The following is a 19,355-nucleotide window of genomic DNA, read 5'->3' as shown; positions in this document are numbered from 1 at the left end:
TTTAATGTAGGAGAGCGGGCCTTTGGGTCCGCTCTTTTGCTTTTGGGGCGCTAGCCCAGATAAACTTGGCCTTCCGGGTATCGAACGCGGGGCTGGCTGCGGGTTGCGAGGAAGAAGCCCAACGTCAGCGGACCGACCCGGCCCAGAAACATCAGCGTCATGATAACGATCCGTCCCACACCGTCCAACTCCGCCGTGCTGCCCCGGCTCAACCCCGTGGTCCCAAAGGCCGAAGTGACCTCAAAAGCGAGGTCCAGAAAGTCGCCGTCATGGCTGATCGCTATGGCGAAGATCGCCGTCATCACCACTAGCAGGCTTACGGTCGTCAGTGCCAGCACCTTCAGCACTTCTTTCGGGCCGAGCGACCGATTATAGGCCTGCAAATCCTTGGTCCGGCGGAAAAACGCGACCGTGGCCAGCAGCAGCACCGCGACCGTCGTCACCTTGATCCCGCCTGCGGTGGAGGTCGACCCACCCCCGATCAGCATCATCGACATGACCATCAGGGCGGTGCTGTCATGGGCCTGCGCCAGATCGACGGTGTTGAAGCCAGCGGTGCGGGGAGACACGGCCTGAAACCAACTTGCCCAGAGCTTTGCATCCCAGTCGAGCGGGCCAAGCGTGCCGGGATTGCGCCATTCCAGCCCTGCGAAAATCACGGTGCCCATGACGATCAGGATGGCGGTGCCGACCAGCATCAGCTTGCTGTGCAGGGTCAGCTTCCGCCAGCCGCGCTTTTCCCACAGATCGGCAATCACGATGAAGCCCAACCCGCCAATGATGAACAGCCCCGGCACCACCAGATTGACCAGCGGATCGCCGACATAGCGGGTCAGGCTATCGGGCCAGAGCGCAAATCCCGCATTGTTGAAGGCGGAAATCGAATGGAACACCGCCTGTCCCAGCCCCGGCCACAGCCCTGCCTCGGGCACAAAGACGAATGCCAGAAGCAGTGCACCCAGCGCCTCGGCCAATATTGAAATCACGACGATCAGCCGCACCAATGCCATCAGATTGGCGAACGACGTCTGGTTCAGGTCCTCGCGCAGGATAATGCGGTGCGGCATCCCGATCGGCACGCCGAGCGCGGACAACAGCAGCACCGCAAAGCTCATCAGGCCCAGCCCGCCCAATTGGATCAGCACCGCGATCACACTGATCCCGAAGGGCGTGAAGGTGCCGCCAGTATCGACAACCGCAAGCCCGGTCACCGTGACGGCGGAGGTCGATGTGAAAATCGCATCGGCCCAGTTCAGCGGGGCGCGATGGGCCATTGGCAATTTCAGCAGCGCGGCCCCGATCAGCACCAGCGTCAGGTAAAGCAGCGCCAGAACCGAAGGCGGGGGCAGGTGGCTGATGCGGCGACCGATCAGGCGCAGCGGCCCCGGCGGGCTGCGTCGGTCCAGTTGCGGCGCGCGTCGAATTCGGCCGATGCGAGGCATCAGATGGCAGAGGTGAAATCGCGCAGGTCGGCGCGGCGGCCCAGCAGCAGGATGCGGTCGTCGGGCTTTAGTTGCTGCGCGCAGCTCAGCCCGTCGCCCAGCCATTCGGTGCCGCGCATCACCCCGACGCAGCGCAGATCCCGGCGGGCAAGCTTCAGATCCGCCAGCGTCGTGCCTTCCAGCCGCTCCGGCAGGGCAAAGTTCACCACATGGAAACTGTTGCCGAGACTGACGTAGTCGCGCACGAACGGGGTGTGCAGCATCTGTGCGATGTGGCGGCCCATATCCTCTTCGGGGTGGATCACCCGGTCCACGCCCAGCCGCGACAGGATGCGGTGATGGGTGCGGCTCACCGCCTTGGCCCAGACCTGTCCGACACCGATGAGTTTGAGGTTCATCGCCGACAGAACGCTCGATTCTAGATCCTCGCCCATCGCGATCAGCCCGACATCGCAATCGCCCACGCCCGCCTCGCGCAGGGCCGCGTCATCGCGGCTGTCGACGATCACCGCATGGCTCAGCACTTCGGCGAAATCCGACACGATGCGTTCGTCGCGGTCGATGCCGATCACGTAATTGCCGAAGCGGACCAGTTCCTTGGCGACGGTGCCGCCGAAATTGCCAAGCCCGATGACGGCGAAGGTGCGAGTGCTGTTGGCCATATGCGGTCCTGTGAGGGAATGCGGCAGAAGACGGAAGCGCAACGCAAAAGGGGCGCACCACTGGCACGCCCCTTTTCGTTAGATCAGCGCTTCAGGATGGAGCGCCCGGCATATTCGGCGCTTTCGCCCAGCATTTCCTCGATCCGGATCAGCTGGTTGTATTTCGCCAGCCGGTCCGAGCGGCTGAGCGAGCCGGTCTTGATCTGTCCGCAATTGGTGGCGACGGCGAGGTCGGCGATGGTCGCGTCCTCGGTCTCGCCCGAGCGGTGCGACATGACGTTGGTGAACCGCGCGCGATGGGCCATGTCGACGGCCTTCAGCGTCTCGGTCAGCGACCCGATCTGGTTCACCTTTACCAGCATGGAGTTGCCGCAGCCGCGCGCGATGCCATCGGCCAGACGGGCGGGATTGGTGACGAACAGGTCGTCGCCCACCAGCTGCACCCGGTCGCCAAGCGCCTCGGTCAACGCCTTCCAGCCGTCCCAGTCATCCTCGGACATGCCGTCTTCGATGGAGATGATCGGGTAATCGCCACACAGCGCCTGCAGATAGGCCACGTTTTCGTCAGAGCTGAGCGACGCGCCTTCGCCCTTCATCTCGTATTTGCCATCCCGGTAATATTCGGTCGAGGCACAATCGAGCGCCAGATAGATATCCTCGCCCGGCTTGTAGCCCGCCTTCTCGATGGATTTCAGGATGAAATCGAGCGCCTCGCGGGTGGAGCTCAGACCGGGGGCAAAGCCGCCTTCGTCACCGATGCCGGTGTTATGGCCCGCAGCGGACAGTTCAGCCTTCAGTGTGTGGAACACTTCCGAGCCCATGCGCACCGCTTCCCCGATCGAGGTGGCGGAAACCGGCATGATCATGAATTCCTGAATGTCGATCGGGTTGTCGGCATGTTCGCCGCCATTGATGATGTTCATCATCGGCACGGGCAGCAGCCGGGCGGAGGTGCCGCCCACATACCGAAACAGCGGCTGGCCGGTGAAATCGGCGGCGGCCTTTGCGGTGGCGAGGCTCACCCCGAGGATCGCGTTGGCGCCCAGCCGGGCCTTGTTGTCGGTGCCGTCAAGCTCGATCATGGTGCCGTCGATAGCGACCTGCTCGGTCGCGTCAAAGCCGACGAGCGCCTCGGCGATTTCACCGTTCACGGCTGCGACGGCTTCCAGCACGCCCTTGCCCTTGTAGCGGGATTTGTCGCCATCGCGGCGCTCCACCGCCTCATGCGCGCCGGTCGAGGCGCCAGAGGGCACGGCGGCGCGGCCCATGGTGCCGTCCTCCAGGGTCACGTCCACTTCGACCGTCGGATTGCCCCGGCTGTCAAGGATTTCGCGGGCGTGGATGTCGATGATGGTGCTCATGGGTGGCGTCCTCGTTTAGGCTCCCGGTTCTGGGTGCGAGGATTAGCAGGGGTGACGCGGCGGGAAAACCGCCAAACGTGCCGCCGCGCGCAGGAAACGGGTCAGAGCTTCTTTAGCGGCACCCCGAACAGCTCCATCCGGTGGCCGGTCAGCCGGTAGCCCAGCTTGCGCGCGATCTTTTCCTGAAGGGCCTCGATTTCCTCATCCACGAATTCGATCACCTGTCCGGTGGTTTCGTCGATGAGGTGGTCATGATGGTCGCGGCGCGCGTCTTCCCAGCGGGCGCGCCCGTCGCCGAATTCCAGCCGGTCCAGAATGCCGCGTTCCTGAAACAGCTTTACCGTGCGGTAAACGGTCGCAAGCGAGATGCGCGGATCGCGGGCACTGGCTCGGGCGTAAAGCTCTTCGGCATCGGGGTGGTCGTCGGAGCCTTCCAGCACCTCGGCGATGACCTTGCGCTGGCCGGTCATGCGCAGCCCCTTGGCTGCACAGCGTTGCTGAATAGTCTCGGACATCGGCGCCTCCGCTTGGACAGATCTGATAGCGCACCCGCCGCGCTGTGGGAACCCGGCAGGTGCGACGTCAGTTAAAGCCCGCGCCGGGCAGCCGGCTGTTCGCCATCCCTTGCCACCACCCGCCGCGCGTGATTTTTTCGCATAAATTGCAAAGGGGCAGCCGCTATGCGCATCGGGCTTTATCCGGGGACATTCGACCCGATCACTCTGGGCCATCGCGATATTATTTCGCGCGCCGCGCGGCTGGTCGACCGGCTGGTGATCGGCGTGGCGATCAACCGGGACAAGGGCCCTCTCTTCACGCTGGAGGAGCGGGTGCAGATGGTCGAGGCCGAATGCGTCGAACTCGCTCAGCGCACCGGCGCCGAGATCATCGTGCATCCGTTCGAAAACCTGCTGATCGATTGCGCGCGCGATGTCGGCGCCAGCGTCATCATCCGGGGCCTGCGCGCGGTCGCGGATTTCGAATATGAATACCAGATGGTCGGGATGAACCGGCGGCTCGACAGTTCTATCGAGACGGTGTTTCTGATGGCCGAAGCCCAGCATCAGGCAATCGCGTCAAAACTCGTGAAGGAAATCGCGCGGCTCGACGGCGATGTCAGCGGCTTTGTTCCCGCCGCCGTGCGTACGGCCCTGCTGAAGAAGCTCGGAAAGGCGTGAGGGGGCAGGGCCGCGGGAGAAAGTCCGTAGCCCTAGGAACTCAGCGCAACCGCTCTCGAACAAGCCCGCAGGGCGCGAGAGCGAGCGCCTGCCCGTCCCTGCGGGCTGGCGCTTTGCCACCTCCCGCCAACCTCGGATTGGTGAGGGATGTGGCTGGCATAAAGTGCGCCGTTCAACCGTTGCAGCGCCATCCTCCGGGCAGGCTTGCGTCGCGCTTGACGTGACGACGGATTGATTTCTTAGGTCTTAGCGCCACCGCCCGCGAACAAGCAAAGCGCGCGGGCGAGCGCCTGCCCGGCTCAGCGGGCTCGCGCTATCTCACCTCACGCTGATCTCAGATCAGGGAGGGGTTTGTCGGAGATAAAGCGCACCCGCTCACCCGCAGCAGCGCCACCCCCCGGCCAGGCTCACGTTGCGCTTACCCCGCGCTCCCCAGCCTCAGAACTGCTCGCCCTGTCCGTCCTGCCACGGTTTCACCAGATTGCCGAAGCGGGTGAAGCGACCTTCGAAGCTCAGATCGACGCTGCCGATAGGGCCGTGACGCTGCTTGCCGATCACCACCTCGGCGCGGCCATGCAGGCGTTCCATGTCCTCCTGCCAGCGCGCCATCGCTTCCAGATCGTGATCGCCCGGCTTCTCGCGCTCTTTGTAGTATTCCTCGCGGAACACGAACATCACCACATCCGCATCCTGCTCGATCGAGCCGGATTCGCGCAGGTCCGACAGCTGCGGACGCTTGTCTTCGCGGTTTTCCACCTGACGCGACAGCTGCGACAGGGCGATGACGGGGATGTTAAGCTCTTTAGCGATGGCCTTGAGCCCCTGAGTGATTTCCGAGACCTCGTTGACGCGGCTGTCCTTGGCCGTCGCCGCGCGCACCAGCTGCAGGTAGTCGACCATCAACACATCGAGCCCGTGGGTCCGCTTCAACCGACGCGCCCGCGCCGCCAACTGGCTGATCGGCAAAGCGGGCGTGTCGTCGATATAAAGCGGGCAGCTTTCGAGCGATTTGGCGGCTTCGACGAAACGGCGGAACTCCGCCTCGGTCATGTCACCGCGGCGGATCTGTTCGGATGGCACCTCGGCGGCTTCGGACAGGATCCGCGCGGCAAGCTGTTCGGCGCTCATCTCAAGGCTGTAGAACCCGACCACGCCGCCCTCCACCGCGCCCTCGCTGCCATCCGGCAGTAGCCCGCGGCGATAGGCCTTGGCGATGTTGAACGCGATGTTGGTGGCCAGCGAGGTTTTGCCCATCGACGGGCGCCCGGCAAGGATCAGAAGGTCGGATTTATGCAGCCCGCCCAGCTTTTTATCCAGATCGATCAGGCCCGTGGACACCCCCGCCAGACCGCCGTCGCGCTGATAGGCGGCGTTGGCCACGTTCACGGCGTCGGTCACGGCCCGCAGGAAACTTTGGAACCCGCTTTCGGATTTGCCCTCTTCGCCCAAGGCGTAGAGCCGCTGTTCGGCCTCGACGATCTGTTCCTTGGGCTCGGAAGCTACATCGACATTGGCGGCTTTGGACGAGATATCCCGCCCCAGCGCCATCAGTTCCCGTCGGATGGCGAGGTCATAGATGATTTGCGCATAGTCGCGCGCGGCAAAGCTGGCGATGGCGGCCCCGGCCAGACGGGCCAGATAGGCCGGACCGCCCAGTTCCTTCAGCCCCTCGTCATCCTCGAGGAAGGATTTCAGCGTCACCGGCGTCGCCTGCAGGTTCTTGGCGATCCGGGCGGAGGCGACCTCGAAGATGCGGGCATGCACCGGATCGTAGAAATGCTGCGGCCCCACGACCGAGGCGACCCGGTCAAAGATGTCGTTATTGGTCAGGATCGCGCCCAGCAGCTGCTGTTCCGCCTCGATATTGTGAGGCAGGGCCGAAGGCTCGGCAGGGGCGGGCACGGCGCCGGGGGCGCTGTCGGATGTGGCGGGCAGGGTGGCGTCGCTGCGAAGAGTGGCGATCTCGGTCATTGGGTCTGGTCCCGTCTGCTCTGGTCTGCCGAAGGCCCGCGTTGATCCGGGCGCTGTGCTTTGAATGCCGGGCCCCGCAGATGGCTGACTGCGGCGTGGCCGGTAGGGTGCGCCAGCGATACCCGCTCGATGCGGCAGGGCGCAAAGGGAATATTTCACGATTGCTGCGAATATCGCCCGCCCTCAAGATCATGCGGCGCAACGCGGCTGCGGGTCAAGATCCGGTAGCAGGACGGGGGCGAATGCACGCCGGCGCGCTGACACGAGCACGGGTTTTAACCATGTTGCGCGTCTGGTCGCGCCGATTGCCGCACAAGGGGAAAGACGCAGCGTCCTCGGACGCCGCGTCAAGGGGCGTGTGCGCCGAATCGCGGATCAGTTCGGCGCGTGCGCGGCCTGCCAACCGCGCGGATCGGCGAGAAAGGCCTCCACCTCGGCCAGTGTGTCAGCGTCGAAACTCGCCTGCCGCCGGGCCTCGGCCAGCACATCGTGCCATGTCGTCAGATAGTGCAGCGCCACGCCGTGATCGCCGAGCGTCTGTTCGGTTTCGGGGAAAATCCCGTAGTAGAAAATCACAGCCGTGTCGGCGCAGGTTGCGCCGGTTTCGCGGATCGCATCGACGAAGGACAGCTTCGAGCCGCCATCGGTGGTCAGATCCTCCACCAGCAGCACGCGCTGGCCCTCGTTCATCTGCCCTTCGATGCGCGCGCCTTTGCCGTAGCCTTTGGGCTTCTTTCGGACATAGGTCATGGGCAGGCCCATCCGCTCCGCCACCAGTGCGGCAAAGGGAATGCCCGCGGTTTCACCGCCCGCGATATTGTCGAATGCCTCAAACCCGGCGTCGCGCATGACCGTCACGGTCAGGAAATCCATCAGCGTCGCCCGCACCCGCGGAAAGGAGATCAGCCGCCGACAGTCGATATAGACAGGGCTCGGCAGGCCGGAGGCCAGAATATAGGGCGTGGCCGCGTTAAAATGCACGGCGCGGGTTTCCAGCAGCATGCGGGCGGCAAGGCGTGCGATCTCGGTGCGGTCAGGGAAGGTGGTGGGGATCATGGCAACGGGTCTCCGGGGGGCGGTCGTCTCAAACGGGGGGCGGCGTCGATCTGCCCCAAAATACGCGCAACGCCGCGCCGGTCAGGGGCGCGGCGTCGGGGGCGCTCCGGCTTATTCAGCCACGCGCCAATGCAGCGGCATGCCGGGGTCAAACACCCGCACGGGGCCTGCGCCGGTCTCCACCCATTCAGGGATCTCGATCGGGTCGCCCTTGACCAGCGTGACCTGCGTGTCGGCCTGCGGTTTGCCGTAGAACGCCGCGCCGTTCACGGCGGCGAAATCCTCCAGCATGTCCAGCTTGCCCGCCTGATCGAACACTTCGGCCAGACAGGACAGTGTCACGGGCGCGGTGAAGATGCCGGCGCAGCCGCAGGCGTTTTCCTTGGCATCGCGGGCATGCGGTGCGCTGTCAGTGCCGAGGAAAGCATGCGGATTGCCCGAGGTCACAAGCTCCACAAGCGCCTCGCGATGCACTTCGCGCTTGGCCACCGGCAGGCAGTAATAATGCGGCTTGATCCCGCCCGCGAGGATATGGTTGCGGTTGATCATCAGGTGATGCGTCGTCACCGTCGCCCCCAGATCCCCGTCGCTTTCAGCCAGATAGGCGCAGGCATTGGCGGTGGTGATATGTTCCATCACCACGCGCAGGCCGGGGGTGCGCCGGCGCAGCGGGTCGAGGATACGGTCGATGAACACCGCCTCGCGGTCAAAAATGTCGATCTTGCCGTCGGTCACTTCGCCATGCACGCAGAGCGGCAGACCGATCTCGGCCATTTTTTCCAGCACCGGGGCGACCCGGTCGAAATCGCGCACGCCGGAGGCGGAATTGGTCGTGGCCCCGGCAGGATACAGCTTCACCGCGTGGACAAGGCCGCTGGCATGGGCGGCGGCAACGTCGTCGGGGTCTGTCTCTTCGGTCAGGTAGAGCGTCATCAACGGCTCGAACGTCGCGCCTTCGGGCAGCGCGCGCAGGATACGGTCGCGATACGCGCGGGCATCATCGCCACGCACCACAGGGGGCACGAGGTTCGGCATGATGATAGCCCGACCGAAATGGCGGGTGGTTTCGGGCAGCACACCTTCAAGCATTGCGCCATCGCGCAGATGCAGGTGCCAGTCATCGGGGCGGCGGATCGTCAGGCTCTGGGTCATGGCGCCGGATTAGCGCCGGATCGTCGGCAATGCCAGTCCAAACAGCAGCGACACGGACCGCGCCGGGCTTCGGTGCCGCAATCGCCGCGGGTGGCCTGCCCAAAAATTCAGCACCCGCCGGGATGGGGGCAGGTTGCGGCGTCTGGCGCGGGCCTGTCGCGTTGCGCCTGTCGCGACCGCCGCCTAGGCTCTCCGCGACCACGACGGAGGCAGGATGCTCGACCAGACCCGACAGGCCGCGGACGCGACCGGCATCGCCCACACCGCCGCCGCCATGCAGCGCAGCCGTGGCCGCGCCCATGTCGGATTGATCGCGGGTCCGGGCGGGCGGACACGGCTGGCGGATCTGCATCAATCAGGCTGTGCGAAAGCATTCCTGCCGCGCATCCACGCGCCAGAGCCCGAAGTCGTTTTGCTCAATACCGCAGGGGGGCTGACCGGGGGTGACAGGTTAGAGCTGTCCGTGGACCTCGGGCCCCGCGCACGGGCGACCGCGACGACCCAGACCGCCGAACGGGCCTATGAAAGCCTCGCCCATGCCGAGCCTGCCTGCGTAAACCTGTCGCTGACAGTGGCTCCGGGCGCGCGGCTCGATTGGCTGCCGCAGGAAACGATCCTGTTCGAAGGATCGGCACTGGACCGGCGCACCCGCATCGATCTGGGCGCTGACGCGACCATCCTGACCTGCGAAACGCTGGTGTTGGGCCGGGCTGCGATGGGGGAGCGGCTGGAACGGCTGCGCCTGTTCGACCGCCGCGAAATCTACTGCGAGGGCCGACCGCTTGTGATCGATCCGGTGCGGCTCGACGATAGCAGCCTGCGCAGCGCCCGCAGGCCCGCCGGGCTGGCAGGGGCAGTGGCATGGAGCACCGTGATATTTGCCGGGCCGGGGGTTGAGGATGCTCTGGACCCCGCCCGTGCCGCGCTTGCGCCCCATCTGAATGATCGGCTGCGCGCCGGGGTTTCGGCATGGGATGGCCGGTTGACCGCGCGCGTTGCCGCCGCTGACGGCTGGCCGCTGCGCCGGGCGCTTGCGGCGCTGCTCACCACATTGCGCGGCGGCGCAGCCTTGCCCCGCGTCTGGCAGATTTGACGACCTGAAGGAGAGACCATGAACCTGACCCCCCGTGAGAAGGACAAGCTGCTGGTCAGCCTTGCCGCCATGGTGGCGCGCAATCGGCTGGAGCGGGGCGTGAAGCTCAATCACCCCGAAGCCATCGCCCTGATCACCGATTATGTGGTCGAAGGTGCGCGGGACGGGCGCTCCGTCTCGGACTTGATGCAGGCTGGCGCGGGCGTCGTCACGGCGGCGCAATGCATGGATGGCATCCCTGAGATGATCCACGAAGTGCAGGTCGAGGCGACGTTTCCCGACGGGACGAAGCTGGTCACCGTTCACCACCCCATCCGTTGAGAGGAGCGCGTCATGATCCCCGGTGAAATCATCACCCAGCCCGGCGACATCACCCTGAACGAAGACCGCGAGGCGATCACGCTGATGGTTGCCAATACCGGCGATCGTCCGGTGCAGGTGGGCAGCCATTACCATTTTGCCGAAACCAACACCGCGCTGGACTTTGACCGAAGCGCTGCGCGGGGCATGAGGCTCGACATTGCCGCAGGCACCGCGGTGCGGTTCGAACCGGGGCAAAGCCGCGAAGTGGCGCTTGTGCCCTATAGCGGCGCGCGCATCGTCACAGGCTTTAACCAGCAGGTGATGGGCGCGCTCGACTGAGTGTGTGTTACGGGGCGTGCGCAAGGGCGCGGGCAGGGCGCGCAGGCGGGGCACAAGGTGGAACCCTGACTGCCCGGCGACGTTGGCGCCCTGACCGGCACCCGTGACGTCGCCCTTTCTGGCGACCCTTGCCGCCCCGATCCCTGAAAGGAGATCCGCGATGCTTCCCCTGACCCCGTTTAAATACTGGCGCACCGGTGTGACCATGTGGTCGCGCGCAGCGCAGATGCAGCTATCGATGGTGCGCATGACGCTCGATACCGTGGAGGGCATGACACGGCCCTTCCCGGTGGCACGTCACGCGGTGACGCCCGCGCGCATGGCAGTGGAGGCGGTGGCCCGTGCGACCTCGGGTCTGGTCCCCGATGTCCCGCAAGCGGCCGGTCCGTCCGCCGGTGGCGCGCAGACGAAAGCGCCCGGCGCCCCGCAGAGCAAGGCCTATGCCCGCGAGGCGACCCGCAGCGCGCAGAAGGTCAGCCGCAGCACCGCGTTCGGCTCCAGCAGCGCCGCGCCGCGCCCCAAGCCCTCGAACAAGTCCGCAGCTCCGGTAGCGCCGGAACCCGCTGCCGCACCAAAGCCCGCCGCGAAATCTGACACCGCGCCGAAACCCGCTGCGAAGGCTCAGGCCGCGCCGAAATCCACTGCCAAGGCCGCGGCCGAACCTGCCGCGAAAACGGCCTCGCGCCCTGCAGCGAAAGCGTCGGCCAAGCCAGCCGCCAAAGCGACTGAGAAACCGGCAGCGAAACAGCCCGCCGCGCCGCGCAAGGCGAAACCATCATCGCGGCAGGCCCCGGCGCGTAAATCGACCGCAGCGGCAAAACCGGCACCCAAATCCAAGACGACAGAGCAGGCATCCGACGCGGGCATGGCACCGTCCCCGTCGCCGCTCCCCAAGACGCCGCTTTAAGGCGCCGCGGCGCTTTTCTGCGGGCTTGCTGGAACCGGAAGGATCAGCAGGGGGTTATCTCCACATGGCTGGTTCTGCGGTGCAGCATGCACAAGGCAGACCCGTTCTCGCTAAAAGGATGAGTGTCATGCAACCTGTCTACGGTCTATTCCGCCTGCTATTCCCCGGTGCCGCGCGCATCATCCGTCTGCCTCGGTCGCGTCATGTGTCCGGGGCGCGTTCGCCCCGCATATCGGGCCTTCCGCGATGATCTCTCCTTACAGCGTGACGCTGAATACATGGCAGGCCGGGATGAGCGCGATGCTGCTCGCCGCCGAGGCGCAGACCGTCATGGCCTACCGCCTGATGGGGCTTGCCGGGCTTTGGTCCGTGGATGCCAAGGAAAATTCGCGGATGATGTCGGAAAAACCGCCCGCATTCGCGGCCTCGGCCATCGCCGCCTCGACCGCCATGATGCGGGGCGAACGTCCCGATCAGGTGATGACGGCGGCTATGATCCCGCTGAAAAAGCGCACCAGCTCCAACGCGAAACGGCTGAGCCGTCGCGGCCCGAAGATGTTTCTCTGACAGCACATCGCGCCCGGTGAAAGGCTCAGGATCCAAGCGTTCGGCGGGGGGAATAAGTGCAGGCTTCTGTTGCCAGGTGCCTGCGAACCCCGCCTGACCTTGCTAGAGGCCAGGGCTTAAGTTTCGGTCTGGTTACTGCTTACGCAGCAACGGCGACCGGAGCACGGTTGTCATTGGCAACTATCATGCTTGGACCGATAACGGTGGTACCTCACCGAGCGAAAGCTAACCCCTTTAGACGTCCGTCGATCCTATTTCGGCCCCTTGTTCCCAGCCAATGAGGGAAGTTGGTGGAGCCGCCGGGTACCGCCCCCGGGTCCGAGCCGCTTATTACGGGCGCGTTTATCGCCATAGTCGGATTGCTCCGACACCACGCTATCTAGGTGGGAATGCGGGGGTTTTCAAGTCTCTCAAACAGGCATGAGCCCATCACGATGCGGCGCAAATAGACGGGTTGCGTCGCCGCCGCCGTCGCGGAACAGTCGCGTCTGGGAGGAGCGGGCTCACCCCTGCGCATGCAGCCGGATTTGACCGGGGCGGGACGCAGGGCTAGCTGGCCCCGGAGAACGGGCTTGGTGCCCGCAGCAACGCGAAAGGTCAGATCATGCGCGCAGTCATCGTGGAGAAAGACGCCGACGGGGCCACCCATGCCGCGGTCAAGGATATCGATGAGGGCGACCTGCCCGAAGTGGCAGAAGGCGGCGTGACCGTTGCGGTCGAATATTCAACGCTGAACTACAAAGACGGCCTGTGCCTTGGCCCCGGTGGCGGGCTGGTCCGGCACTATCCGCATGTGCCCGGCATCGATTTTGCCGGGACGGTCGAACGCTCGGACGATCCGCGCTACAGCCCCGGTGACAAGGTTGTGCTGACAGGTTGGCGCGTTGGCGAGGCCCATTGGGGCGGCTATGCCGAAAAAGCGCGGGTCAAGGCTGACTGGCTCGTGCCGTTGCCCGATGGGCTAAGCACCCGCGACGCGATGGCCGTTGGCACCGCCGGACTGACCGCGATGCTTGCCGTCAACGCGCTGGAGGCTCACGGCCTGACCCCGGATCACGGGCCGGTTCTGGTCACCGGCGCTGCCGGAGGCGTTGGATCGGTCGCGACCACGATTTTGGCGGCTCTGGGCTATGAGGTGGCCGCCGTTACAGGCCGTCCGGATCAGGCGGATTACCTGCGTGACTTGGGTGCCGCGCGGATCGTGGCGCGCGCCGATCTGGCCGAAACCACACGCAAACCTCTGGAGAGCGAGGAATGGGCGGGTTGTGTCGATGCCGTCGGCGGCGCGATGCTGGCTCGCGTACTGGGGCAGATGAAATACGGCAGTTCGGTCGCGGCGGTGGGGCTGGCCGGCGGGGCTGATCTGCCCGCCAAGGTCATTCCGTTTCTGCTGCGCGCGGTGAACCTGCTGGGAATCGACAGCGTCTTGCAGCCCCATGACGCCCGTGTCGCCGCATGGGCCCGCATCGCGGATGTTCTCCCGATGGAGAAGCTGACCGCGATGGTGGTGCCCGCCAGCCTCGAAGACCTGCCACGTCTGGGGGCCGACATCCTCGAAGGCAAGGTGCGCGGCCGGGTCGTCGTCGAAATCTAAGCGCGGATCACGGGCTATCACCGCGCAGGCGATGATAGCCCATTTTCTTACCGCATCACCGCGCGCTGCCGATTTCAGTAGTTGCGGATTAGCCCGACAAGACGGCCCTGAACCTTCACCTGATCCTCACGCAACGTGCGGGTCGGGTAGGCGGGGTTGGCGGCTTCCAGATGGATGGCGCTGCCCTTACGCCGATAGCGTTTCAGCGTCGCTTCCTGCCCATCGACAAGTGCCACGACAATATCGCCGTTATCCGCCGCGCCGGTTTCGCGGATCACGACGACATCACCGTCATTGATCCCGGCCTCGATCATCGAATCGCCTTTGACCTCAAGCGCATAGTGATGCCCGGCCCCTAACATGCTGCCCGGCACGGCCATGCTGTGGGAGACATGGGAAATCGCCTCGATCGGGACACCTGCCGCGATCCGACCCATGACCGGAAGCTCCATCGCGTGCACTATGTTGTCATTGGCGGCGGCAGACTCCTGCGACGGGGTGTTTCCGCGCGTCTGGGCCGCTGACTGGGGTGCGCCGCCACTAATCGCATCGGGCAGGCGCACGATTTCGATTGCGCGGGCCTTATGAGCAAGGCGTCTGATAAATCCGCGTTCTTCCAGCGCGGTAATCAGGCGATGAATGCCGGATTTCGAACGCAGGTCGAGCGCATCCTTCATTTCATCGAACGAGGGCGGCACACCGTCCCGCTGAAGACGTCCATGAATGAATTGGAGCAGATCAAGCTGCTTTTTGGTGAGCATCGGTCTGGCATCCTTTCAGGCCCGGCGGGCTGTTCGCTTATGTTCTGCCAGTGTTCCCCATTTGTGTCAACAGGTGGTAAACGAACAGAAAATTTCGCGACGCCTAAATGTGGAGGATGCGCACTGTCTCACCTGCGGCGCGGGCCGGGTCATGGGGATCGCGGCGAACCAGCACATTCGCGGCCCCCAGAACGGAGAGCAGTGAGCTATCCTGCCGGTCGAAAATCTCCACGCCCTCGGGGCCAAGCCGTGCGCGCATATAATGCTCACGCGGGCCATTCGGGCCGACCGGCGCGGCAAGCGGCGCGGTGTCTTCGGGCGGGGCATCGCCGCTGAGGCCTTGCATGGCCCGCAAGGCAGGAAGGATAAAGATCTGAGCGCAAACGATTGATGCAACAGGGTTTCCGGGCAGTCCGACCACAACCATGTCACCCAGTTTTCCGGCCATCAGCGGCTTACCCGGTCGCATCAGCACCTTATAGAACGCACGCTCCATCCCCAGCGCTTCGGCCACCGGCCCAACAAGGTCATGCGCACCGACGGAGGCACCGCCGCTGGTCAGCAGCAGATCGGCGCCACGGGCAAGATCAAACGCGGTTTCAAGGCTTTCGCGGGTGTCGCGGGCAATGGGCAGCAGCCGCACCTCTGCGCCTTCGGCCTCGCACATCGCGCGCAGGGCAAAGCTGTTGGACGCGATGATCTGATCGGGGCCGGGAGTCTCGCCCGGCATGACCAATTCGTCGCCCGTGGCCATGATGGCCACAACAGGGCGGCGGGCGACCTGCACGACGGGTGTGTTCATCGCCGCAGCGAGGGCAAGCTGCGCAGGCCCCAGCCGCAGCGGCGCGGTGATGCGATCCCCGCGTTTGAAATCGCCGCCAGCGGGGCGGATGTTCATACCGGCATCCAGCGCATCGGTCAGGGTGATGCGATTGCCGTCGCGCGTCACATCTTCCTGCATGACAACGCGATGTGCGCCTGCGGGCACGGGGGCGCCGGTAAAGATCCGCACAGCTTCACCCAGTGTGACAGAGCCGGAAAATCCAGCGCCAGCAGCGGCTTCGCCGATGACATCAAACTGGTCGCCGGGGCGCGCATCCGCGTCCGACACCGCGTAGCCATCCATTGCCGAGGCCGCAAAAGGCGGCTGGTCGCGGCGGGCCACGATATCCTCGGCCAGCACGCGACCCGCAGCATCGCGGAGCGCGACCGGTTCGGCAGGAAGCGGCGTCAGAAGCGCAAGGATACGGGCGCGCGCTTCGGCGACGGTGATCATTGCTGTGCCTCGTAACGCCCCGATTTTCCGCCGTCTTTCAGCGCAACATGGATGCCGCCCAGTTCCATCGCCCGGTCCGCGGCCTTCAGCATGTCATAGACGGTCAGCGCGGCGGTGGTCACGGCGGTCAGCGCTTCCATCTCGACCCCGGTCTGGCCAGAGGTCTTGACCGTCGCCTCCAGCCGCACGCCCGGCAGGCTGTCATCTGGCACCAGATCGAGCGAAACCTTGGTGATCGGCAGCGGGTGACATAGCGGGATCAGATCGGCGGTGCGTTTCGCCCCCATGATCCCGGCGAGCCGCGCAACGCCCAGCACATCGCCTTTCTTCGCCGTCCCTTTGACGATCAGATCAAGGGTTTGCGGCGACATTTTCACCCAGCCGCGCGCGGTGGCGATGCGGTCGGTAACCGGCTTGTCGCCGACATCGACCATATGCGCGTGCCCCTCGGCGTCGAAATGGGTGAGCGCCATGTCACACGCCCCCGGAGGTGAGCGGGTTGGCCAGCAGCGTGCGCGTCGCCTGTTCGACATCGTCGTGGCGCATGAGGCTTTCCCCAATGAGGAAGCTGCGCGCACCATAGCGCGCGATCTCGGCCAGATCCTCGGCACCGTTCAGGCCGCTTTCCGAGATCAGGATGCGGTCCGCCGGGGCGCGCCGCGCCAGATCCTTTGTCACATCAAGCGACGTCACGAAGGTATTGAGATCGCGATTATTTATCCCGATCATGGGGGAGGTCAGGAGACTAGCGCGCTCCAGCTCCTCGGCGTTGTGCACCTCGATCAGCGCATCCATGCCGTGCTCACGCGCGGCGGCTTCCAGCTCGGCGGCCTGACTGTCATCGACGGATGCGAGGATGATCAGGATGCAATCGGCGCCCCACGCGCGGGCCTCGGTGACCTGATAAGGATCATACATGAAATCCTTGCGCAGCACCGGCAGGGACACGGCCTCGCGGGCGGCGGTCAGGAATTCAGGCGCGCCTTGAAACGACGGTGTATCGGTGAGCACAGACAGGCAGGAGGCGCCGCCAGCCTCATAGGCGCGGGCAAGCTCCGGCGGATTGAAATCTTCGCGGATCAAGCCCTTGGAGGGGCTCGCTTTCTTGATTTCTGCGATCAGACCGTAGCCTTGGCGGGAGGCATCCAGCAACGCCTGCGCAAACGGGCGCACGGGGGGCGCGTCAGCGGCGCGCGCGGCGATTTCCGCGGGCGGCACGGCCTCCTTGGCGGCGGCGATCTCTTCCAGTTTGTAGGTCTTGATCTTGTCGAGAATGGTCGGGGTCATGGTCCCTCCGGTCGGGTCCAGTTGATGGGGCTGCCGCCTTGTGCGGTGAGCCATGTGTTGACGCGGCTGAACGGACGCGAGCCGAAGAAGCCACGCGCGGCGGAGAGCGGCGACGGATGCGCCGTTTCCAACCGCAGGTGATCGGGGTTTTTCAGAATGCGGCCAGCGACTTGCTGCGCGTGGCGCCCCCAAAGCAGAAATGCCCGCGGGCGGGGATCAAGCCGTTCCAGAACCTGTGCCACCAGCGTGAGCCAGCCAAGTTTGGCGTGACCGCCCGCCTCGCCCTCGGGCACGGTCAGTGCGGTGTTGAGCAGCAGCACCCCCTGCGCGGCCCAGAACCGCAGATCGGCCGTGGCGGGCGCCGCGCCCAGATCGGCATGCATCTCTTTGTAGATGTTGGATAAGCTGCGCGGCAATGGGGTCACATCAGGCTCCGCCGAAAACGCAAGCCCATGGGCATGGCCGGGGGTCGGGTAGGGGTCTTGTCCCAAAATCACGACACGGGTCTGCTCCGGCTGGGTCAGTTCCAGCGCCGCGAAAATCCGGTCCGGCGCGGGCAGGATCGCGCGCCCGTCCTGTGCCAAAGCGTGCTCAACGGCGGGCAAGTCATTGGCAAAGAACGGCAAACGCGCCCAATCGCCCAGTCGCGATTGGTCCAACATGGGGGTCTGGGTCGCGGTCGGGCTCATGCGGGTTGCGAGGCGCATAGCCGCGCGAGCCCGTCGACCTTGGCCCGTGCCGCGCCGCTGTCGATGCTTTCGGCTGCCATCGCGACGCCGTCAGGCAGGCTGGTGACCCGTTCGGTCAGCACCAGCGCCGCGGCGGCATTCAGCAGAACCGCATCGCGATAGGCGCTGTGTGTGCCATCGAGCAGCGCGGCAAAGGCGCGTCCGTTATCTTCAGGCGCACCGCCCAGCAGATCCTCGAACGGGTGAACGGGCAGTCCCGCCTCGTCCGGGTGCAGTTCGCGCTCGGTCACCGTGCCGTCGCGCAGTTCCGCCACATAGGAGACGCCCGCGATAGACAATTCATCGGTGCCGTCGCCGCCATGCACCAGCCACGCGGCCTCGGAGCCGAGGTCACGCAGGGTTTCGGCCATAGGGCGGATCAGGTCGCGCGAAAACGCCCCGGTCAATTGGCGCGTGACGCCTGCGGGATTGGTCAGCGGTCCAAGGATGTTAAAGATCGTGCGCGTGCCAAGCTCGGTGCGCGCGGGGCCGACATGGGCCATCGCCGGGTGGTGCATTGGTGCCATCATGAAGCCGATGCCGATCTCGGCCAGCGCCCGTTCCACCATCTCAGGCCCGACCATCACATCAATGCCAAGCGCCCCCAGCGCATCCGCTGCGCCGGATTTGGAGCTCAGATTGCGGTTGCCATGCTTGGCCACAGGCACGCCCGTTCCCGCGACGACAAAGGCCGTCGCGGTCGAGATATTCAACGTGCCCTTGCCGTCACCGCCGGTGCCAACGATGTCGATCGCGCCTTTCGGGGCACGGACCGGTTTGCAATGGGCGCGCATGACGGCGGCGGCGGCGGCGATTTCGTCCACCGTCTCGCCGCGCGTCCTGAGCGCCATGAGAAACCCGCCGATCTGCGCGGCGCTGGCTTCGCCCCGGAACAGCGCTTCGAACGCGGTTTCGGCTTCGTCCCGGCTCAGGCTGCGCCCGGCGGCGATGCCGATCAGCGGCTTTAGCGTATCGCTCGTGCTGCTCATGCCGGCACCTTCATCATCTGAAGAAAGTTGCGCAGCATCGTATGCCCATGTTCGGAGCGGATGCTTTCGGGATGGAATTGCACACCTTCGATGGGCAGGTCACGGTGACGCAGCCCCATGATGGTGCCATCCTCCAGCCATGCGGTGATTTCCAGACAATCGGGCAGGCTTTCACGTTCGACGATCAGCGAATGATAGCGTGTGGCCTGAAACGGACCGTCGATGCCCGCAAACAGCCCGCGCCCGTCATGATGGACCGTGCCCAGTTTGCCATGCACGATTTCATGGCACCGCACGACTTTGCCGCCGAAGGCCGCGCCGATGGCCTGATGGCCCAGACACACGCCCATCAGCGGCAGACCGGTTTCGGCAGCGGCATCGATCAGCGGCAGGCAAATTCCGGCCTCGGCCGGGGTGCAGGGGCCGGGCGACAGCAATACACCTGCCGCGTTCAGGCCCATGGCCTGCTGCACGTCGAGCGCGTCGTTACGCCAGACCTTCACCTCGGCGCCAAGCTCGCCCAGGTAATGGACGAGGTTGTAGGTAAAGCTGTCGTAGTTGTCGATGAGCAGAAGCATGTCGGGCCTCGTGGGAGGTTTTCAGGTGAACCCGCGCACGGGTCGGGCTATACATGCTCCGAGGCGTCCGCCGGGGTCAAGGCCACCATAGGGTCGAACCCGGCGAAGACC

At 65.2% G+C, this 19,355-nt stretch carries 21 protein-coding genes and 1 other RNA gene; 7 read left to right on the top strand and 15 right to left on the bottom strand.

The window, feature by feature from the left end; genetic code table 11:
- Positions 1 to 50 precede the first annotated feature (50 nt).
- The 4 genes from CBW24_RS09240 to CBW24_RS09225 all read right to left on the bottom strand — a co-directional run bounded on the left by CBW24_RS09240 (position 51) and on the right by CBW24_RS09225 (position 3,980).
- Complete coding sequence (locus CBW24_RS09240; protein ID WP_097373416.1) at positions 51 to 1,442, bottom strand: TrkH family potassium uptake protein; 1,392 nt, start codon at positions 1,440 to 1,442, stop codon at positions 51 to 53.
- Positions 1,442 to 2,104, bottom strand: coding sequence for a potassium channel family protein (locus tag CBW24_RS09235; RefSeq protein WP_088663720.1), 663 nt, complete (start codon positions 2,102 to 2,104; stop codon positions 1,442 to 1,444). Before CBW24_RS09235 ends, CBW24_RS09240 begins: the two co-directional genes overlap by 1 nt.
- Before the next feature lie 83 nt (positions 2,105 to 2,187).
- Entirely contained in the window at positions 2,188 to 3,465 is a 1,278-nt protein-coding gene (eno, locus tag CBW24_RS09230; protein WP_097373415.1) for a phosphopyruvate hydratase, read from the bottom strand.
- Between the two features lie 101 nt (positions 3,466 to 3,566).
- The gene (locus CBW24_RS09225) at positions 3,567 to 3,980 is read right to left on the bottom strand and encodes a Fur family transcriptional regulator (RefSeq protein ID WP_088663722.1); all 414 of its coding nucleotides are present in this window, start codon (positions 3,978 to 3,980) and stop codon (positions 3,567 to 3,569) included.
- Between the two features lie 165 nt (positions 3,981 to 4,145).
- Here CBW24_RS09225 and coaD point away from each other — a divergent pair, with 165 nt between their 5' ends.
- Positions 4,146 to 4,643, top strand: coding sequence for a pantetheine-phosphate adenylyltransferase (gene coaD, locus CBW24_RS09220; protein WP_097373414.1), 498 nt, complete (start codon positions 4,146 to 4,148; stop codon positions 4,641 to 4,643).
- A 438-nt stretch (positions 4,644 to 5,081) separates the two neighbouring features.
- Here coaD and CBW24_RS09215 read toward each other — a convergent pair whose 3' ends face one another.
- From CBW24_RS09215 to pyrC, 3 genes are all read right to left on the bottom strand, one after another.
- Complete coding sequence (locus CBW24_RS09215; protein ID WP_088663724.1) at positions 5,082 to 6,614, bottom strand: replicative DNA helicase; 1,533 nt, start codon at positions 6,612 to 6,614, stop codon at positions 5,082 to 5,084.
- A 375-nt stretch (positions 6,615 to 6,989) separates the two neighbouring features.
- Positions 6,990 to 7,670 carry an orotate phosphoribosyltransferase gene (locus tag CBW24_RS09210; RefSeq protein ID WP_097373413.1) on the bottom strand — a complete coding sequence of 227 codons (681 nt, stop codon included), beginning with the start codon at positions 7,668 to 7,670 and terminating at the stop codon, positions 6,990 to 6,992.
- Positions 7,671 to 7,781: 111 nt separating this feature from the next.
- Entirely contained in the window at positions 7,782 to 8,822 is a 1,041-nt protein-coding gene (gene pyrC, locus CBW24_RS09205; protein WP_097373412.1) for a dihydroorotase, read from the bottom strand.
- 214 nt (positions 8,823 to 9,036) lie between these two features.
- On the opposite strand from pyrC, the gene CBW24_RS09200 reads away from it, so the two are divergent.
- The 5 genes from CBW24_RS09200 to CBW24_RS09180 all read left to right on the top strand — a co-directional run bounded on the left by CBW24_RS09200 (position 9,037) and on the right by CBW24_RS09180 (position 12,031).
- Entirely contained in the window at positions 9,037 to 9,915 is an 879-nt protein-coding gene (locus CBW24_RS09200) for an urease accessory protein UreD (RefSeq protein ID WP_097373411.1), read from the top strand.
- An 18-nt stretch (positions 9,916 to 9,933) separates the two neighbouring features.
- Entirely contained in the window at positions 9,934 to 10,236 is a 303-nt protein-coding gene (locus CBW24_RS09195; RefSeq protein ID WP_088663728.1) for an urease subunit gamma, read from the top strand.
- A 12-nt stretch (positions 10,237 to 10,248) separates the two neighbouring features.
- On the top strand, positions 10,249 to 10,557 hold the full coding sequence (locus tag CBW24_RS09190) for an urease subunit beta (RefSeq protein ID WP_097373410.1): 309 nt from the start codon (positions 10,249 to 10,251) through the stop codon (positions 10,555 to 10,557).
- Positions 10,558 to 10,717: 160 nt separating this feature from the next.
- Positions 10,718 to 11,464, top strand: coding sequence for a hypothetical protein (locus tag CBW24_RS09185; protein WP_097373409.1), 747 nt, complete (start codon positions 10,718 to 10,720; stop codon positions 11,462 to 11,464).
- A 246-nt stretch (positions 11,465 to 11,710) separates the two neighbouring features.
- On the top strand, positions 11,711 to 12,031 hold the full coding sequence (locus CBW24_RS09180; protein WP_088663731.1) for an antifreeze protein: 321 nt from the start codon (positions 11,711 to 11,713) through the stop codon (positions 12,029 to 12,031).
- Between the two features lie 55 nt (positions 12,032 to 12,086).
- Here CBW24_RS09180 and ssrA read toward each other — a convergent pair.
- Positions 12,087 to 12,440, bottom strand: a transfer-messenger RNA (tmRNA) gene (gene ssrA / locus CBW24_RS09175).
- Positions 12,441 to 12,635: 195 nt separating this feature from the next.
- Between ssrA and CBW24_RS09170 the strand changes: the two genes are divergently transcribed.
- Positions 12,636 to 13,625, top strand: a complete 990-nt coding sequence (locus CBW24_RS09170) for an MDR family oxidoreductase (RefSeq protein WP_374708977.1) — start codon at positions 12,636 to 12,638, stop codon at positions 13,623 to 13,625.
- 74 nt (positions 13,626 to 13,699) lie between these two features.
- Here the strand turns inward: CBW24_RS09170 and lexA are convergent, their stop codons facing one another.
- The 7 genes from lexA to CBW24_RS09135 form a co-directional block, all read right to left on the bottom strand.
- Positions 13,700 to 14,386, bottom strand: a complete 687-nt coding sequence (lexA, locus tag CBW24_RS09165) for a transcriptional repressor LexA (RefSeq protein ID WP_097373407.1) — start codon at positions 14,384 to 14,386, stop codon at positions 13,700 to 13,702.
- A gap of 103 nt (positions 14,387 to 14,489) precedes the next feature.
- Entirely contained in the window at positions 14,490 to 15,662 is a 1,173-nt protein-coding gene (locus CBW24_RS09160; protein ID WP_097373406.1) for a molybdopterin molybdotransferase MoeA, read from the bottom strand.
- A complete protein-coding gene (gene moaC / locus CBW24_RS09155; RefSeq protein ID WP_088663735.1) occupies positions 15,659 to 16,135 on the bottom strand; it encodes a cyclic pyranopterin monophosphate synthase MoaC in 477 nt (158 codons plus the stop codon). Before moaC ends, CBW24_RS09160 begins: the two co-directional genes overlap by 4 nt.
- Before the next feature lies 1 nt (position 16,136).
- Positions 16,137 to 16,949 (bottom strand): indole-3-glycerol phosphate synthase TrpC, encoded by an 813-nt coding sequence (trpC, locus tag CBW24_RS09150; RefSeq protein ID WP_088663736.1) that lies wholly within the window; start codon positions 16,947 to 16,949, stop codon positions 16,137 to 16,139.
- Positions 16,946 to 17,638: a uracil-DNA glycosylase gene (locus tag CBW24_RS09145; protein WP_232529649.1), complete on the bottom strand. Its 693-nt coding sequence runs from the start codon at positions 17,636 to 17,638 to the stop codon at positions 16,946 to 16,948. Before CBW24_RS09145 ends, trpC begins: the two co-directional genes overlap by 4 nt.
- Entirely contained in the window at positions 17,635 to 18,666 is a 1,032-nt protein-coding gene (gene trpD, locus CBW24_RS09140) for an anthranilate phosphoribosyltransferase (RefSeq protein ID WP_097373405.1), read from the bottom strand. The genes CBW24_RS09145 and trpD overlap by 4 nt, the downstream gene beginning before the upstream one ends.
- Positions 18,663 to 19,244, bottom strand: a complete 582-nt coding sequence (locus CBW24_RS09135) for an anthranilate synthase component II (protein WP_088663738.1) — start codon at positions 19,242 to 19,244, stop codon at positions 18,663 to 18,665. The genes trpD and CBW24_RS09135 overlap by 4 nt, the downstream gene beginning before the upstream one ends.
- Positions 19,245 to 19,355: the final 111 nt, after the last annotated feature.

The organism is Pacificitalea manganoxidans (genome assembly GCF_002504165.1).
Taxonomy (GTDB): domain Bacteria; phylum Pseudomonadota; class Alphaproteobacteria; order Rhodobacterales; family Rhodobacteraceae; genus Pacificitalea; species Pacificitalea manganoxidans.
Note: the sequence above shows the minus strand (reverse complement) of the source record. Positions and strands in the feature narration are given on the sequence as shown.